Here is an 18,441-nt window from a genome sequence, read left to right as displayed (position 1 = left end):
ATCCGATCACCGTACCATTCATCATCGGATCATCGCCAAATGTTCCGCAATCGGCCCAAGCGCCAGCGATGGGAAGAATGTGAGCGCTCCAACCACCACAATCATCATCACCAGAATGCCTGCAAAAAGAGGCGTATGCGTACGAAGTGTACCCGTTGTTACGGGAACCACTCGTTTGGTAGCCAGTGATCCGGCAATGGCGAGCATCGCGATCATGGACATATATCTTCCGAATAGCATCACTGCACCTATCGCAATATTGTAAAAATCCGTGTTGGCATTCAGTCCAGCAAACGCCGATCCATTATTGGCAGCCCCGGATGCAAAAGCATAGAGCACTTCAGTCAGGCCATGCATGCCGGCGTTTGAGATAGATGCTACAGCTTCCGGGCGCATAAGCGCCAGTGCAGTTGGAGCCAGAATAATTAAAGGGTGAATGAGCAGCGCGATGGACGCGAGCTTCACTTCTTTCCCCTCAATTTTTTTGCCCAGAAACTCAGGGGTTCGCCCAACCATTAGTCCGCAGATAAATACGGCCAGAATCACATAGAGCAATCCGTTAAGCAGCCCCACCCCTTTGCCGCCAAATACGTTGTTAAGCATCATCTCAGCCAATGCGACCATACCCCCGAGCGGAGTGAGCGACTCATGCATATTGTTCACCGACCCGGTTGTGGCTGCTGTGGTCACCGCCGTGAAGAGCGCCGATTCGGACACCCCGAACCTGACCTCTTTGCCTTCCATATTGCCATGAATCCCCACCGCATCCAGTGCGGGCACACCGCGATATTCCGAAACAAATACCGTGGTCAGCATCACGAGGAAAAGAAAACTCATGGCCGCAAACAGCGCCCAGCCCTGCTTCCGGTTATTCACCATGATGCCGAAGGCATAGACCAGTGCAGTAGGCAGCAGCATCATGCAGACGATATGCACCAGGTTGGACAATGCTGTTGGGTTCTCAAATGGATGCGCTGCATTAGTTCCGAACCAGCCGCCGCCATTGGTACCCAGGTGCTTGATCGACTCCAGCGAAGCGACTAGCCCGCGGCTAATCGTCTGCTGGGCCCCGTCCAGCGTGGTTGCGTTCACTGCTCCCGCCAGCGTCTGTGGCACACCCTGAAATACCAGGAACAGCGCCACAATGAAGCTCAGCGGCAAAAAAATTCTTGTAATCGACCGTATCAGGTCGACGTAAAAGTTCCCCAGTTCATCCCGGCGACCCACCAGGCCGCGAATGAATGCAATAGCCACCGCGAAGCCGGTCGCCGCTGAGGTGAACATCGGAAACGTCACGGCCAGCATCTGTGACAGATACGACAGGGCGTTCTCGCCCGTGTACGACTGCCAGTTGGTGTTGGTCATGAACGATGCCGCTGTGTTAAATGCCTGCGCCGCAGGCATGTTGCCGATGCCATCCGGATTAAGCGGCAAGTATTTTTGCAGCCGCAGTACCAGAAACATCAACAACAGCATGACGAAGTTTGAGATGAGCACAGCTGACAGATACTTTTTCCAGCCCATCGACTCATTCTCCCGGACCCCCATCCATCGATACAGCAGACGCTCAGGTCCGCCAAACACCCGGTCCAGCCCTGTTCGCTTGCCGTCAAACACCTTCACCAGATAACTCCCCATCGGTTTCACCAGTAGTATAATGATCAGCAGCGTCACCGCCACTTGTAATAAACCGCTACCCATATCCGCATTTCCTCCCTAAAATCGACGATCCGGGTGCTTCCAGATTCGTGCACCATGCGACCATCAGAATTTCTCCGGCCTCACCAGCACATAACCGAGATAGACGACCAGCGCGAGTACAATCATGCCTATGACGATCATATGGCTCCTCCCCTTTCATGCCCCCTATGCATTCATGCTTTCTCACAAAACTTTACAAATCCCCAAAATACCACAAACAGTAGCACAACCACGCCGATCATCGTGGCATCGTTCACCATGCGCCTAACCTCCCTCTCTCTACCGTTCTTCTCACTTGCTACATCAATAATCCTAATACGGAACGCTGTAAAAAGGGGGTAAAGAAATACCCATCAGGGTGTAAAAAAAACGTAAAAATAGACCCGTTCACCTCAGCCATCTGCTGAAGAAAACGGATCTATGGATATTGCAGCTTTGTTAATTCACTACCTAATTATTTGTTTTATGAACTGCGTTTAGGCATTTTCATGACATTACGGACACTGTTGTCCGGCTTACTTGTCATATACTTGTTAAAAAAGTCCGTGTTTATTCCTGTCATACGATGAAAGAAGGAAGTCTCCACTTTCCAATCGTCCTCAATCATATAACGAATATCCACAAGACCTTTCTTGGAGAGCAAGTCAATAATGGTTTTGATTCGCATCGGTTTTTGGAGCGGAATTGTATGATCGAAAGGTTCCTTTTCCAAATATCCTCTTCGGTGCATCGCCGCATAGAAATTACGATGATCCTTTGCTTCCATCATTCCTAGATGCGCTGCTCTGTATCCCAGTACTTGCAGCGAGGTCTTCCATTTCTTTTTCAAGTCAAGATATTGATCGGGATTTGTCTGGTGAGTGATGTCACTCATATCCAATGAGAATTCTTCCTCAGGCAATAAAAATGCACCCGCAAACAGATTGGCTTCATTCTCGATCAATTTGTGTTCTTTTCGGTCCAGATTGACAAACTCAAGACGATAATGAAGCAACAAATGGCCAAGTTCATGTGCAATATCAAAATTCCTGCGAACCGCTGAGCGTTTTATGTTACCCAGTATGATAAACGGACGATCATTTCGCGTCCACAGGCTATACGCATCAATTTCCTCACCAATCGCTTTCTCAAAAACGTAAACACCGCTTTTTTCAATCCAGAACATCAAGTTCTCATTCGTAGATGGCTCCAGATTAAGCCGTTGCCGCGCAAGATGTGCAACATAATGGATCTGAGTAGCACGATCATCGTCTGAATGATTCATATATTCAATAACCTCTTCCCGCAGCTTGATAATTTTCAGCGTAGGAAGGCTAATCTGAGCGGTAATATAATTGATGAACGTGTCCAAATACTCTACGTGTTTTGCTTCTGTCTGTGTCTTGGAGATCACATTCATTACTTTCGAACGATAGGCAATGTTCATGACATTAATATTGGCAGAGTTATTATGCTCTGTAAGCATATCTTTTGCATAAAAATACTTGCTTTTCACACTGAAAATGCGTTTCAACTCATTCACGATTGGCACTTTGGGAGAGGTATACGCATTTTCATATTGCCAGACTGCTTGTTCTGTCACACCTAACTGTTCGGAGAGCTGCTTTCTCGAATATCCATGCATGATCCGCAAATTGGTCAAATTTTCACCAACGAACATGCTGTTCCCTCCTTACTGAACTACCCAGGGAATGATCCCCGCTGTTCTTCTTCCAAAATTTCAATATCATAAGCTGCCGGATCAACCATATCTTCCATATCTGGTGCAAGTACCTCACGGTCACTCTCATTTAACTCAGCACCTGAAATCAGATCCGACAAATCCTCTATATAATAAGCGATATTATCATGCGGATTGGGCAGATAATGCTGAACCTTAGAAATTTGATATGCATCATCCATGGCATAAGTGAGTATATGGAATTCATTATACGTAGCTGCAAAATGTTCAAGTTCTTCTTTCACACGACTGACCTGACTTTCTGGAATGGGTAAACAAAGTTGCTCCACTCTCTCGAACTTACCTTGTCCAGTATCGAACGGTTGGGTTAAGGAGAATTTCAAGTCTTTATTAATCTTGGAGAGATCATGTAGATACGTACGGAAAACACCCTTGTTGTCACCACCCGTAGGCAACTTAGCTCTGGAAAAACTATGTTCATTAAAATAGGCGGCATTTTTAATCAGAAAAAGAACTTTTGAATCTTCGTGTGTGAACTGAAGGTAATCCCATGTTAAACCTGCTTTGGATTTTTTGTGAGTAAATCCTTGTTCAACGCAATAATCTGCAATTTTGCTTTCAATAAAGTTGCCCTTAGTCCAGGCAAACGCTGAACTAATCTTCATTTTATCTTTTCGATCTTTACGGTGTTCAATATATTCGCGGTATCCTTCGACAATAGCATCAACAATCATCTGACTATGTTCCGACTTGAACTTATATTGTTCCATATGAATCACTCCGATTCAGAAATATGAAGGCCATTTATATTCTAATCGAAATTCACATGCAAGGATATGATTTTTTTTGTTTTTTTTAAAGTGAAACTGATTTCGATGACCTTCATCCAAACGGGTTCTGTGCCCACTGCATCAATCTCTTCCGGGTAATTTTCCCGTGAGAAGTGTGTTCGATCACCTGACCATTGTCCAATAGCAGAACTTGCGGTGATTCATGATGAACCTCCGTATCTTCCGCAATACGGCGGGACAGTGAACGACTTTCGATCACTCTGACGATTCGGTATTCCATCTTCTGAGCGGGATCTGACGCATGCGAGCCTACAAAAGCCATGAACTCTCTGTACGCTCTCGCACTGGTTGGACAAGTTGTACTGTGTTTCAGAATAAGGACGGGATGATCCTCTGAGCGATGAAGTATCTCTTCCCATTCCTCATGTTTATGCAGTTCGCTGACATGCTCACTCAGCATATCATCCAGCCCTGACCCTGCACGTTTGCTAACGACAGAGCCAATGACTATGCCCAATGCCACACCAAAAGCAACGCCTAGGGCAATCTGGTCTGTAGCCACACCAAAACTCGTTCCAATGGCAATGCCCACCGCAAGCCAAAGGGCCTGAGGATTTACTTTTTTGTCCATGTAGATCATCCTTCCTCCTGCATTCAGCCTACCCATGTCTATTGTATTATTACGTTCACTCAGAACTTCACTGCGTTGCATCCACTATTATTTTAGTTGAACTTAAAGGGCAAGATGAAGGGAGAAGTCAATTTATGCTACACTAATTATACTTTAGAATTACAGTCAGGATAAGAATAGGCATGAAAGGGCGGGAATTCGTTATGGCATATGCTTTTATGATTGAGCCGCAGGATTATATGGCTTTTGAGAACGAAGATGAATTGATTGAGAAGTGTCAGGAATGGGGACTGCTGTCCGAAAAAGCCACGAAGGCCAAAACCTTCTTTTATAAAGGTAACGGATTAAATGTGCCCTGCACGATCATTGGTTTCGTTGATCATATGGCCGCGGTCATTCAACTAGATAACGATCAGAAACACTGTATTCATCCATCTTACCTAAAAGAAATGCAGGCTTCTGGCTATAATGTGAAAAAGCCGGTTGGAGAAGGCGTAGGAAAGTCTAATGAACCTGTAGCGATGTCCAACATAGACGATGTGACGAAGTCTGAAACTGCACTAAAACCAGATGTCAGCTCCGAATCCGATGAGGTTGCACTCCAGGCATATGAAATGGAAGTAGATGATGACGATGATATCTCTTCCGGCCTTAAAGGCGACCCTGAGGGTCTGGTGGAAGAGTATGTTGGACCCGCAAACGAGACAAGCAGTGCAGCCAAACCCAAAGCAAAAACAGCTGGCAAAGCCAAGTCGCTTAAGATTGAATTGCCAGAGGGTAAAGTAAAAATGTCGGCAGTTGTGAAGGAATTTACGACTGTACCAAACCACTTTTCGGACAATGACGACGAAGTCATCATCTATGAGGCTGTTACGATCACTGAGCCTGAAGTGATTGAGATTGGCGAAGCCTGGTCCAGCCACAGTGCCACGATCAAGAAACAGGAGCTTGAGGTAGGCGACGTGCTTACGTTTGAAGGAAAGATCATCAAGAAGAAGCTAACCAAGAATCCGGTACCCTACAAAATCAACAATCCTTCCAAGATCCAAAAGGAAGAATAGCCAAAAAACCTCCAGATGATGTTGTTACTCATGTTCTGGAGGTTTTGTTGTTTCTTCCTATTTGGGAGAGAAAATTAATCGTTGAATTATTGGTTGCCAGGAACGCAGCTGATCTGGAACTGGACTCCAAATTTGTCGGTAACCGAGCCGTAGGCTGGACTCCAGAACGTCTCTTGTATCGGCATTTTCACTTCGCCGCCATCTTGCAGTTGGTTGAAAATAGCTTTGGCTTCATCCGCCGTATCCGTGTTCACCGTAACCGTAACATGATTGCCTATCGTGTGCGGCATGCCTGGAAATGTATCGGACAACATCAATACCGAGCTGCCAATCTGCAAAGAAGCATGCATAATACGGTCTTTCGCTTCTGGCGGGATGGGGTGATCCGGGTTGGACGGACCCTCGCCAAATGTTTGGAGCGCGAGCACTTCCGCTCCAAATGCCTTTTGATAAAAATCTACCGCTTCACGTCCATTACCGTCTGTTACCAGATACACATTCAAGCTGATCGACATGCGTTCTTCATCCCCCTTGAGCTCATGTAATTAAACAATTCACGCCACTTGCGACATGAGTATATATGAACAGGTTGTCCTTTGACAAGAAGGTAATTCTACAAACGCCTCTGCGAACCTTCACACGGGTAGGATTAACCGGATATCCATTTTTCATCCACTATGATCGAGAGTCTTCAACGCGCTCCATTCCCTTTCTCATAAAAAAAAGGCCACTCTCCCGAATCCTGTGGGTAAAATGGCTGTGGTCGATCCTATGAGGTTATCGTGTTTTTACGATGCTATCTAGTTCACTTTTCAATAAGAGGTATCGATGAACACTTCTCATGATCGGGACCTTGGTTAGTTTATTCTTGTCTACATAGAGTTTCATCTGGTCTTTGGTCAGGCCCAACAAACTCCCTGCTTCAGACACCGTCAATACAACCTCGGGATTCGTAGCATTGAATGTTCTTTTCACTTTCTGGTTCCAGTCCTCAAATACCTGCATAGATCAGCATCTCCTATCCATAGCCAGTCATTTTCCAGGCTGAATATACCCATTATACCATACTTGTGAGGCTCGTAACTCAATCCTTGCATAAGTCCATATTCTGTTAGTCATATTTCCTTCTTGACCCTGACGTTAACTCGAGGGTTTATACTGGCTGCAGGAGGGGATTAGCATGAGTATGTCACCTGAACATGTAACCAAGAAACGACGCGGCAGTGGTATGGCCATTGTTGGAATGAGTTGGTTAACGATGACATTGGGTCTGTTTTTTGCTACACTCGCAGGGGAACTCGTCAGCACTGTTGGTGCTGCTGAATGGATGATTCATCTCACCCAGGCTGTCGTCATTAGTAGTATCATCTTACCCGTATTATTCGTCATTCGAAGACGCTTCCATATGAAGTCCGTTCTTCTTCCTCTGACAGGCAAAAGCATAATTCACTTACTCTCCGGTGCACTATTTGCCACTTCTCTGGCCTTCACCGGTTTGGCGATAGCCAGTATGAACAACTGGATTACGATTACGGAGTGGCACTTCTCAGCCGAATTCTTGCTTGTTGTCGCACTCAATAGTTGTATTGCTTTCTTGTATGAAGCTTTGCCAGAGGAACTATCCCTGCGAGGCATGGTATATGATGGATTGCGCTCCAGACTGCGGCTTCCTGTGTTTTTCGCTTATGTATCTCAAATCATACTCTTTCTGCTGGTTCCGATGAGCGTCAGCCTATTGCAAGAGCTCGTCGGTATGGATGCCGGAAACCGGATAACCCTGGATTATATGATCTTGCTCTTGACCTATGGTACTACGTTACAGCTTCTGCGCAGTTTGACCAGATCTTTATGGGCCTCAATCGGATTTCATATCGCTTACCTGGAAGTAGCCAGATTCGTTGTTATTCCAGGTGATAGACCGGCATTGTTAAGCTATACCGAGCAAGATAACGGGTTGGCCGAAATATTTATTTTGTATATGATGACGATCTTCGTCGGTGCGATCATTCTGGCGGTGCTCAATTCATGGCGCTGGTGGAGAATACATAAATCATGAGGGAGGGCTCTGCCGTTGTATACCGTTGGACAACTATCCAAACATACCGGAGTATCCATCCGAACACTGCATTATTATGAGAAGCTGGGTTTGCTGCGACCGGCCCGTAATGAGAACAATCAGTATCGCAAATATGGTGAAGAGGACATTTTGCGGCTTCAGCAGATTACTGTTCTAAAGAAAATGCACTTTAAATTGAAAGAGATTGGAGCATTCCTCGATCAGGATGCTGCCCGCTCCGCGCCAGAGAGTACCCTCTCTTTATGGAATAATACGTTGGAACAACAACTGGCCGTGGTCAAAGAACAGCAGGAGAGATTAAGCAAGGTCGAGCATCTTCTTTTTTCGATCATATATGCCATCAGAGCCTCCGGTACGATTAGCCTGGATGAGATGTTGGGTTTCATCCGTGAACTGGAGCAGCCCCCGGGCAGGTCCCGTCGAGATGTTTTTACACCTGAAGAAATGGAATCGTTACCCCTGAATAATCAGAACAATCCACTATCGTTGGAATGGGCCGATATTCTCAGAGAAATTCATACATGCAAGATGGAACCTGTGGATTCCGAAGCCTCACGGTTACTTGCCATCCGAATCTATGATTATGCCGAAAGGACTTTTCAAGGGAATGCAGAATTGGCACAAAAATATTGGGATTATATCGCCCCGGAGGATGATCAGCCAGCTCGTGTGTATGGTATGACAACGGAAACCATGCGTTACATCGAAACGATCCTGGATCGATGGGCAGTCCAGGATCCGGGGGATCAACCATAAGAGCCACTTCGAAAAGTGGCCCTTGATCCATTCCCTCGCTAAGCTTCATTACGCCTCATCCCAGAAGCGGCGCAGGTTACTCATGGCAATTTTGGATGCTGATTTACATTCCTCCATGCCTTCGAACTCCACCGTAATGTTGCCATTATAACCGGAGTCTTTGATTAGCTTTACTATTTTACGTATCGGAATATCCCCTTGCCCAACGATGGCACCACGCAAGAAGTTGCCGTAGGCGGTAATGAACCACTCTCCTTCACCCGGGTGCTCATCATAAGGGCGGAAATAGAAGTCTTTGAAATGGACCAGAGAAGCGTACGGCAGATTTTTCATGACCCCGATGATCGGATTCTCATCCACACACATGAAGTTGCCAATGTCGAGTGTCGTTTTGAAGTTGGGGCGATCTACGGCATGAAGCACACGCTGCACACGGTCACTCGCCTGCACACTGAAGCCGTGATTCTCAATAGTTGTTGTAATGCCAAACTGTGCAGCATAATCCGCAATGATCTGGCTTCCCTTCACCATCGGCGGCAAGTTTTCCTCGAACCAGGCAATCGTCATTTTCTCCTTGGGCAAAGTAAACGCCGTTACGTCATGACGCATATGCTTTACACCCATTCGGTGTACAACATCGACATGCCTTTTGACCCGAGCCATCTCTTCTTCAAAGGCTTCCTCCGTCTCCTGTACAAAATTGGCAGGCATCGAATAGTTGGACAGCTCAATACCCGCAGAAGCAGCCCGCTCCCGAATGTCGTCGGCCAGATCAGGATTGTCCTCCAACGTATAGCCATACGGAACCATCTCCATATGCTCCCCACCATTTGCAGCAATCCAGTCGATGATATCCAGAACCGTCATTTCACCCGAATTCAGATCGTTCAACAAGCTATACGTACTCAGGCCCACTTTCATCTGCTCAGCTCCCTATCGGTATTGTTGGATAAATTGCACCGCTTTGCGAATGTCCTGCTCCGGCTGGTTGCCAACCTCGCGTTCAATCGTCAGATACCCCGTATAGCCAATCTCCTGAAGAGCAGCGAAGTATCCGTCAAAATCTACACTGCCCTCGCCCAGCGGTACCTCGCGGAAAAACGTGCCAGATGAGACCATTTCGGCGATCTTCTCATGATCCATAGGCGCATAACCCACAGCACCATATACATCTCGCGGGTCTACTTCTTGCAGACGTACACCATCCTTCACATGGGTATGCACAATGTAATCCTTGAGCAGATGAACACCCCGCACAGGGTCATCTCCGGTCACCATCACCATGTTCGCCGGGTCAAAATTCACCGAAACCCCGTTGGTCGACAGGGTATCCAAAAACCTCTTCAAGTCTGCGGCGGTTTCCGGCCCCGTCTCGATAGCGAAGTATGCGCCAACACTTTTGGCGTATTGACCCAGCTCCTCACAAGCGGCATGCAAGGTGGCATATACTTCGGATGTTGGGTCATGTGGGACAATGCCGATGTGCGTTGTGACAATATTAGTTCCCAGATCGAGGGCCAGATCCACGATGCGCTTCGACTTTTCTACTTTCCACGGATTATCTTCCTTGACCTGAAATCCGTGACCTCCCAAATCGCCAACCAGTGCAGAAATTTCAAGACCGAGAGAAGTGATATGACTTCTTAGCTCCTTGCGCGCCGCAGGCGACAAATTTTCGGGGTCCATCTCTCCCTTAACTGCGTAGATCTGCACACCCTCTGCACCTACATCTTTCGCCTTGTTCAACCCTTCCCGTACGCCTACACCGAAGCTGTCTACGATGACGCCGATCTTGTTCGTTAATTTCATGTCATGCCCTCCCTCTGATTAGGTGAATGGATTGGCCTTACATAAGCTTATGATTAATTACTGTCTGACTGCATCTTTTCCCTGTTATTACTGAGAATATGGGATGAGCTTCACCGACTGAATCTCATAAGGCTTAAATGCCAGTTCAAACTTTCCTTCATGGCAAGCCAGCGGTCTGATTTCATCCTCCAACAGATTGACTACAGATGCTTTTGCCTTCGTTTCTGCCCACTGCACCTCGACCGTTTCTCTTCCTCCCGATGATTCATAGAAACGTAGTACCGTTCCTGTACCATCCTCTGAAGCCTTAACTGTATCCAGGATAACATGCTTGCTGCGGAAATGGACCCAGGAATGCTCTGTTGGCAATCGGCCCGAATGCCGGCTCGTAACAACAAGCTCCAGAGGATGGTTAAGTTCCATCGCACGCCGAACCACTCCAGCCTGCCGCCAATCACCCTGATGTGGCAGAAAGGAATAGGTAAATTCATGCTCACCCTGATCCGCATGTTCATCCGGCCATTTCGGAGCACGAAGCAGGGACAGACGGATGGTTCGATCCTTGATGTCGTATCCATACTTGCAATCATTCAGCAGGCTTACACCACTATTGCCCTCGGAAACATCAGCCCAGCGGTGTCCGCAGACTTCAAATTGCGCCTGTTCCCAACTGGTGTTGTTATGGGTTGGTCGTTCCAGCGCACCAAACGGAATTTCGTAGGCTGCTTTGGCTGCTACCAAATCAACCGGAAATGCTACCTTGAGCAACTTATGACTTTCCGCCCAGTTCACCTTGGTTTTGAAATCAACACGCCGCTGGTGACGATACAAAATAATGTCCTGGCTGATCTCGGAGTGATTCAGCTTCCAGTGGAAACGAAGTACATCCTGCGTTGCCCCTCGTTGTACAATCTTTCTGGAGATCAACTGTACCTTGCCTGCCCGTTGGGACTCGAACCGCGGATCGATGTCCCAGGCATCCCAATATGTCGGCTTGTCATGGAAGAATTGCAACTCATTCGCTATATCTCCTGGCTTCAGCCACTCGCGGCGGACAGACTTGTCATACCACCTTGTGATTTCTCCGCTGTCATTGAATTCAAGGGTGTAGAATTCTGTTTCCCATACGGAAGGGAACGGTTCATCTTTCCATGCTGGAAGGACAACATCCGTTGCCGTGCGCAGCCATAAGGTTGTATACCCGAAAGCCGGAATGAATGGAACATACACGGACAGCGTGTACTTGTCTTCATTTTGCTCAAGGTCGCATTCCAGATGTTGTCCCTGATTGTCAAATGCAGCTAAACCGCTAAGTTTCGAATCGCCTGTAATGGTCACCACTTCCCCACGTTCCCAGCCCAGACTGTTGAATACGATGTATGGCAGGCCCTCAAACCGATCTGTCGCAATGTTCTCCGCGAGGGTATCCAACGTATCCTTCAACGCAGATGTTCCCAACGCAAACACCTTGTTGTACTCCTCCGTGGACGTTACATACGCTTCAGGGATCGACGTTCCAGGGATAATGTCATGGAACTGGTTGAGCATGATGAGCTTCCAGCCTTCGTTCAGGTCCTCCTTCATCCGCGTGGCTTCCGATCCCGCAAGCTGTCCCCAGATCTCTGCTTCCCGGTACAGCACTTCCGCTTTGCGATTGCTTCGTTTATTCCGTGCATGGGTGGTATAGGTTCCGCGATGCAGCTCCAGGTATAAGTCGCCATGCCATTGTGGCAAAGTAGGATTATGATTCGAAATTCCTTCGAAAAAGGCTCCCGCCGTACTGAATTTGCTAATCGGCTGTCCAACCATGAAACGAGATCGCTCCGCGAACTCAATCATTTCATTCGTTACACCGCCGCCACCATCGCCATGTCCGTAGAGCAACATCTGCTCGGGGTGCACATCCTTCTGTTTATAGGATTGCCAGTGCTCATCCACATCTTTGGGGCGCGTATGCTCATTCACGCCGTGATTGAGATAGGCAAGCACCGAGGTGCCGTCAATGCCCACCCAATGGAACAGATCATACGGAAACACATTGGTATCATTCCAATTGAGCTTGGTGGTCATAAAATAGGGAATGTCCGCCAGCTTGAGCATTTGCGGCAGGGAAGCACAGTAGCCAAACGTATCAGGAAGCCACTCAATATTCGAACGTTTGCCGAACTCCTCCTGATAGAAGTTTTGCCCGTACAGCATCTGCCTCACCAACGACTCGCCACTCGGAATGTTCAGATCCGGCTCTACCCACATGCCTCCGACCAGCTCCCAGCGGCCTTCGGCAATTCGGGCTTTGATTCGTTCATACAGCTCGGGATAATGTTCCTTTACGAATGCATACAACTGCGGCTGACTCTGCGAATACACAAACTCCGGGTACTCCTCCATCAAAGTACACATCGTGGAGAATGTGCGACTGGACTTGCGGACCGTCTCACGTACGGGCCATAGCCAGGCGATATCAATGTGTGATTGCCCGACCAGATGCATGAATCCATTCCGGTACTCTTCCGGGTCTTCCTCCTGTACCGACTGAGCCAACGAATGTTCGAAGCTCTGTACCCATGCTGCCTCACTCCAGCGCCCCGGCTCGTTGTACATCTCATCCATCACCTGATGAATGGCCCGAACAAGACGAATCCGCTTCAAGTCCTTCTCAGCCAATGCCCGGAGTGACTCGGCGAGTACCGTCACGCTGTACATCAAGCTCTGTAGTGGCTGATTAACCTGAACCAAAGCGGCTCGGATGCCTCGGATTGGCGGCTGAATAACAGCCTGTCGGTTCAGTGGGTCATGCGGCTCCGGTATAGGATCGTAGAGTTCGATCTCCAATAAAGGTGTACTTCCTACCCGATTCTTGGGAAGAGGTACGAATCCATGATTCCGATCCAGCCCGTGATAAGGCGTGCCATTCACCTTCAAGAGCCCTTCACCCCCAGCCTCAAAGATCAACCCGACCGCATGATCCTCCCACTCGACGGGAACCTCCACGGTTATGCTCAGAAAATAAGTCGTTCCATGGTGGCTATCGAGCGGATTCACGCTTTGAACAGCCGCATGCTCCTGTTCGAACTCGTATTCACCAGAGCGGATATACTTCGCCTTCTGCATCCGCCACTGCGGAAGCTCAATGGTATCAAGCCATTGCTGCTGGGCCAGATCCTGAATGAATCTCTGAATTCGAATCATACCTCTACCCCCACCTTCTGGATGTGCAGGCTGCAAGCAGTCCAGTCCCTGGAACTGCGGCCGACCATCAGCCTGAATTCACCTGGTTCTACAACAGGCTGAAGACGGGAGTCGATCAGTTCCAGATGTTCTTTTTGCACAGGGAACGTAACCGTTTGGGTCTGTCCTGGCTTCAGATGAATTTTGCGAAAACCTTTCAGTGTAATTTCAGCCCGCGTTACCGAAGCCGACACATCCGTAATATATAGTTGCACAACCTCATCTCCAGCAACCGCTCCAACGTTCGTGACCTCCACCTGTACCTGTGCCTTATCGTCTGGTCCGATCACTTCCGGGACAACCCTTACATTCTCGTACTTAAATTCGGTGTAGCTCAGCCCGAAGCCAAAAGGATACTGCGGTGCAAGATCCGTCTCCAGGTACCGTTTGCCTCGGGTACGTTTGGCATTATAGTAGACAGGAAGTTGTCCTACATGCTTGGGAATGGAAACGGTCAGACGACCGCACGGGTTCATGTCACCGAACAGGATATCTGCAATGGCATTGCCGCCCTCCTGCCCCGGATACCACGCCTCCACAATGGCCTGAACATGCTCATCAATCCAAGGTTCGGCAATCGGTCGTCCGTTGATATACACAACAATAACCGGTTTGCCCAGCTTATGTACTTCCTGCACCAGCTCCAGTTGAACACCCATCAGGCTCAGAGACGATCGGTCTATGCCCTCGCCGCACTCCATATCGTTCCATGGATCATCCGTAACAACGGATGCCCCCGTCCGCAGATCAATGGTCCCTTCTCCAAAATCACGGGCACTGGACCCTCCCATCACCATAATAATGGCATCCGCTTGTTCAGCACAGGAGAGCGCTTGCGCAAAACCCTCTCTGGAATCGCCCTTGATCCGGCAGCCGGGTGCGTACAGCACCTTTCCGGCGTCAGCACCTAGCTTGCGCGTAATACCATCCAGCACCGTAACGATCTGTCCTCTCGGCTGCGGCGAGGTGTAGTCACCAAGCTGGTTGTAGATATGGTTCGCATTTGGACCAATAACAGCCAGCTTAGTACCTGTTTTGCTGAGCGGAAGAGTATTGTCCTCATTTTTGAGTAAAATGATTCCCTCTTGCGCGACTTCCCTCGCCAGCTGAATATGATCCTCACATCCAATCACCTGCTCCGCAAAGTCGGGATCAACGAAAGGCTGTTCGAACAAGCCCAGTCTGAACTTCATCTCCAGAACTCGCCATACGGCTGTATCCAGATCCTGCTCTCCGATTAATCCTTGCTCCAGCGTCTGCCCGAGATGCTTCCGGTACATGTACCCGGACATTTCCATGTCCACACCTGCCTGGAGCGACTGTGCGACGGCCTGTTCCCCGTTCTCTGCCGTGTTGTGCCCACGGACTAGCATCTGAATCGCGCCAAAATCGGTGATGACGAACCCATCAAACCCCCATTGCTCACGCAAAAGATCATGTAGTAGGTACGAACTCGACGTACAAGGTACACCGTCAATTTCGTTATATGCTGTCATGACGGAGCAAGCCCCGGCTTCCACAGCTTTCTTGAAGGGCAGCAGATCCACCTCATGCAGCTCTCGTAATCCCATATGGACAGGGGCTGCATTGCGACCTCCCTCTGAACTGCCATAAGCCGCAAAATGTTTGAGTGTCGCCACAATTGTCTGATTGGAATCCAGCCGGTCACCTTGCAGGCCTTTCATCGCTTCAACCGCGAATTCACCGATCAAGTATGGATCTTCGGCAAAACATTCCTCCGTCCGGCCCCATCTCGGGTCACGCACGACATCAAGCACAGGGGAATACGTTGCCGCTCCCCCCTGGCTTCGGGTCTCCACCGCAATCGCTTCGCACATCTTACGATATAGTTCCAAGTTCCAGGTGCCGCCTACGGCAAGTGGCACCGGGAATACGGTCGCCCCAATTGCCATATGCCCATGAGAACACTCTTCCCCGAACAAAATGGGAATCCCAAGCCGGGAGTTTTCTATGGCATACCGCTGAATTTCATTCGTGGCAGCAGCCCCCTGCCTGGGGGTCAGCCCCGTCTGCAGCGTCACTTCTGTCCAGGGATCAGCACGAAGCACACCATACAGAGACCCGATTCCTCCCTTTGCAACGTCCTCTTTAAACTCCTCCGTCACCTGTACCGTGCCATCTGATTCTTTAACATAAGTCTTCCAACCCATCGGCTGAATCAGCTGTCCAATCTTCTCCTCCGTTGTCATCCGACCGAGCAGATCCTGTACCCGTTCTTGAATGGGAAGCGAAGCATCTTTATAGTCCATATGCACATTCTCCTTATGAGTTCGGCTTGGTCTGACAACTGTGGTACATATGATAAATGTGTTGACTCTAGTAACCTCTGGTAACATCGCCCTCACATGGCTTTTCTGTAGTCACTTGGCGCTACACCCACCACATTCTTGAAAGCCCGATTGAAGGAATTATAATTCGTATACCCAACCTCCTCACTAATCTCCTGAATGGCTTTGTCAGTCTCCAGCATGAGCTGTTTGGCTTTCTCTATACGATGGCTAATCAGAAGATCCACGAACTTCTCACCAATTTCATCCTTAAAAAGCTTGCTCAAATATTTTGGATTAATATCGAATAAATCACTTAGATAATTCAACGACAGCTCGGGGTTATTGTAGTTCTGTTCGATATATTTGCGAATTTCAAGAATATGAGATCTATGTTTTCTGGAACAATGCAGCGTCTTCATCTGCTCTGCCAGTTCCCGAAATCCTTCCCAGCACAGCTCGCGCAAATCGCCTACCGTCTCCCATCCTTCCAGTCTTGGGAGAAGTGGTGTAAATACGGCTGCCCATTGCTCCTGGTATTCCCGTGGAAGCTCCGCGAACTCCCGGTTGTAATGCTGGAATAACAATTGCACGGTATTCATGATCTCCTGGCGAGAGAGCACGGATTCACGGATCTGTTCAAACAATCGGTCAAAATGCTTTTCCCAGACATCGTCCGTGAGCCGCATCGCCTGCACCAATAGAGAGATCGTCTTCAGGAACTCATATACATCATTGGTTGAGTTCGGCACGTCTGCGCATGGAATGATTCGATTCATACCAAGCACAGCTTTATATTCCAGGGCATGTACTGCCTCTTTCAATGAAGCTCTCAGCCCCCGAACATCGACTGCATCTCTTCCTATACCCATGGTCACCGTGAAGTTCAGATACTGCCCAACCCTGTCGAGATAACCAGAAAGCAGTCTATGCTCTGTTTCCTCCCCCTTTTCCGTCTCGGGAATCCAGACAATCGCATACAGCCGCTGATCCGATATCCACTCCGCCCATACTTCTGTCCCTTCGTGCCTTGCACTCTCTTGCAGAATGCTGGATAACACGAATTTCAGAAGAGATTGGTCCTGATCGTGATACTCCTCCATGAACCGGGAATACTGATCAATCTCCACCACGATCACAGCCCAGCGATCCTCCAACGGCGGAAGCTTGAACTTTCTCATCTCCGCTGCCAGCTCACTGCTATTAAAGTCCCGTGTGCCCTCCAGCAACTCCTGGAAGAAATATTTCTTCTGCAAAATCAGATTTTCTTCGTGCTCCTCCTGATACTGCTTGGTTTGATCAATCATTCGCTCCAAGGTAGTCTGGATAAAATGGAATTCGCTTTCTTTGGTATAGCCCATGCCTGGCTGTTTCTGCGAAGCTACCGTCTCAATCAACGTAACAATCTGTTGAATTGGTTTGTAGTTTCTGCGTGTAACGTAGATCACCCACACCACCCCGATCAGAACAACGACAACAGCAAAAACAAACCAGATGTTATAAAATTGCAATGCAAATTTGACGATCTTGCCATTGTTCAATCCCGTCTGTACCTTCCAGCCGCTGTAGCTGGATGTAAATTCGGAGAACACTTCACCTGAAGCCGTTTTCGGGGAAGCTGTTGTAGCGCCATCCTGCATTCCACCATCCCAGAGACTGCCGCCCGCACGATTGAAGATGTGGACAAAGGTGAACTCGGGATCATACATCTGCAGGATGGACTTCTGCAAGGTGGGTAGATCCACGTTAACAACCACTAGACCCGTGCCATTTCCGACACCACGAATGAGTGTAATCACCTGTTTGCCTTCCTGTGTAGGAAATGCCTTAAAAGATCTTGCCCCTACCCACTTTTGCGTGGCCGCAGCACGGCTGTCTTTAATAAACGACGCGTCCGGGAATTCCTCAATCGGTACCGCCTTGCCGTTGCTAAAAACCGTATCGTCGTTGTATCTCACCAGATAGATGGAATCAATCAGCGGATACTCTATTTTCAATTCATCAATAACCTGGACTGCTTGAATTCCGGCATATACATCTTCGCTGCCCGTTACCGAGTAATAATTTTTCAGATTGGGATTGGTCAAAATATCACGCAGCACCTTGAAATCAATGGAGCGCAGTGAATTGTCCAGATATTGCGTGACCTGTGAGGCCAGAAATTCATTGGCCTTGAGTGCCTCTCTTCGGTTCTGTTCGTTGAATATCTGGAAGAAGATAATGAACAGGATGGTCGTCACGATAAAAAATACGGGCAAATACGATAACAGCAAACGTCTAAACCAATTGTTGTTCATTCTCCTAGGCCCCCCACCACTGTTGATATACATGAGCATTTTGCAAAATGCCGGAACGACAACCATGCCAATCTGGTCGCTAAATTCCCCATAAATATTCAGTAAATTATATCGGATGAAG

The 18,441-nt window shown here is 48.3% G+C and carries 15 protein-coding genes; 3 read left to right on the top strand and 12 right to left on the bottom strand.

All coding sequences use genetic code 11. The annotated features are described in order from the left end of the window. Positions 1-21: 21 nt before the first annotated feature. The 5 genes from kdpA to ytxJ form a co-directional block, all read right to left on the bottom strand. Positions 22-1,701 carry a potassium-transporting ATPase subunit KdpA gene (kdpA, locus tag ACR32F_RS01235; protein ID WP_440115417.1) on the bottom strand — a complete coding sequence of 560 codons (1,680 nt, stop codon included), beginning with the start codon at positions 1,699-1,701 and terminating at the stop codon, positions 22-24. A 63-nt stretch (positions 1,702-1,764) separates the two neighbouring features. Beyond that, positions 1,765-1,827: a potassium-transporting ATPase subunit F gene (locus ACR32F_RS01230; protein ID WP_231952816.1), complete on the bottom strand. Its 63-nt coding sequence runs from the start codon at positions 1,825-1,827 to the stop codon at positions 1,765-1,767. Positions 1,828-2,164: 337 nt separating this feature from the next. After that, the gene (locus tag ACR32F_RS01225) at positions 2,165-3,361 is read right to left on the bottom strand and encodes a spr1629 family repressor/antitoxin (RefSeq protein WP_440115415.1); all 1,197 of its coding nucleotides are present in this window, start codon (positions 3,359-3,361) and stop codon (positions 2,165-2,167) included. 20 nt (positions 3,362-3,381) lie between these two features. Then, complete coding sequence (locus tag ACR32F_RS01220) at positions 3,382-4,152, bottom strand: spr1630 family ClpXP-sensitive toxin (RefSeq protein ID WP_440115413.1); 771 nt, start codon at positions 4,150-4,152, stop codon at positions 3,382-3,384. Between the two features lie 112 nt (positions 4,153-4,264). Further along, positions 4,265-4,804: a bacillithiol system redox-active protein YtxJ gene (gene ytxJ / locus ACR32F_RS01215; RefSeq protein ID WP_440115411.1), complete on the bottom strand. Its 540-nt coding sequence runs from the start codon at positions 4,802-4,804 to the stop codon at positions 4,265-4,267. Positions 4,805-5,007: 203 nt separating this feature from the next. On the opposite strand from ytxJ, the gene ACR32F_RS01210 reads away from it, so the two are divergent. Then, positions 5,008-5,865, top strand: coding sequence for a hypothetical protein (locus tag ACR32F_RS01210; protein ID WP_440115409.1), 858 nt, complete (start codon positions 5,008-5,010; stop codon positions 5,863-5,865). Positions 5,866-5,951: 86 nt separating this feature from the next. Here ACR32F_RS01210 and ACR32F_RS01205 read toward each other — a convergent pair whose 3' ends face one another. After that, positions 5,952-6,380 (bottom strand): VOC family protein, encoded by a 429-nt coding sequence (locus ACR32F_RS01205; RefSeq protein ID WP_440115407.1) that lies wholly within the window; start codon positions 6,378-6,380, stop codon positions 5,952-5,954. Between the two features lie 262 nt (positions 6,381-6,642). After that, positions 6,643-6,870 (bottom strand): DNA-binding protein, encoded by a 228-nt coding sequence (locus ACR32F_RS01200; protein WP_440115405.1) that lies wholly within the window; start codon positions 6,868-6,870, stop codon positions 6,643-6,645. A gap of 175 nt (positions 6,871-7,045) precedes the next feature. Here ACR32F_RS01200 and ACR32F_RS01195 point away from each other — a divergent pair, with 175 nt between their 5' ends. Together ACR32F_RS01195 and ACR32F_RS01190 are read left to right on the top strand one after the other, a co-directional pair. Then, positions 7,046-7,921, top strand: a complete 876-nt coding sequence (locus ACR32F_RS01195) for a CPBP family glutamic-type intramembrane protease (RefSeq protein WP_440115403.1) — start codon at positions 7,046-7,048, stop codon at positions 7,919-7,921. A 15-nt stretch (positions 7,922-7,936) separates the two neighbouring features. After that, the gene (locus ACR32F_RS01190) at positions 7,937-8,698 is read left to right on the top strand and encodes a MerR family transcriptional regulator (protein WP_440115401.1); all 762 of its coding nucleotides are present in this window, start codon (positions 7,937-7,939) and stop codon (positions 8,696-8,698) included. Between the two features lie 48 nt (positions 8,699-8,746). Here ACR32F_RS01190 and ACR32F_RS01185 read toward each other — a convergent pair whose 3' ends face one another. The 5 genes from ACR32F_RS01185 to ACR32F_RS01165 all read right to left on the bottom strand — a co-directional run bounded on the left by ACR32F_RS01185 (position 8,747) and on the right by ACR32F_RS01165 (position 18,320). After that, complete coding sequence (locus ACR32F_RS01185) at positions 8,747-9,619, bottom strand: sugar phosphate isomerase/epimerase family protein (RefSeq protein WP_440115399.1); 873 nt, start codon at positions 9,617-9,619, stop codon at positions 8,747-8,749. 12 nt (positions 9,620-9,631) lie between these two features. Beyond that, positions 9,632-10,507 carry a sugar phosphate isomerase/epimerase family protein gene (locus ACR32F_RS01180; protein ID WP_440115397.1) on the bottom strand — a complete coding sequence of 292 codons (876 nt, stop codon included), beginning with the start codon at positions 10,505-10,507 and terminating at the stop codon, positions 9,632-9,634. An 87-nt stretch (positions 10,508-10,594) separates the two neighbouring features. Beyond that, a complete protein-coding gene (locus tag ACR32F_RS01175) occupies positions 10,595-13,696 on the bottom strand; it encodes an alpha-mannosidase (protein ID WP_440115395.1) in 3,102 nt (1,033 codons plus the stop codon). After that, positions 13,693-16,005, bottom strand: a complete 2,313-nt coding sequence (locus tag ACR32F_RS01170; RefSeq protein WP_440115393.1) for a glycoside hydrolase family 3 N-terminal domain-containing protein — start codon at positions 16,003-16,005, stop codon at positions 13,693-13,695. Before ACR32F_RS01170 ends, ACR32F_RS01175 begins: the two co-directional genes overlap by 4 nt. A 92-nt stretch (positions 16,006-16,097) precedes the next feature. Further along, on the bottom strand, positions 16,098-18,320 hold the full coding sequence (locus ACR32F_RS01165) for a helix-turn-helix domain-containing protein (protein ID WP_440115391.1): 2,223 nt from the start codon (positions 18,318-18,320) through the stop codon (positions 16,098-16,100). Positions 18,321-18,441 lie beyond the last annotated feature (121 nt).

The organism is Paenibacillus hebaui (genome assembly GCF_051934385.1).
GTDB lineage: Bacteria > Bacillota > Bacilli > Paenibacillales > Paenibacillaceae > Paenibacillus.
Note: the sequence above shows the minus strand (reverse complement) of the source record. Positions and strands in the feature narration are given on the sequence as shown.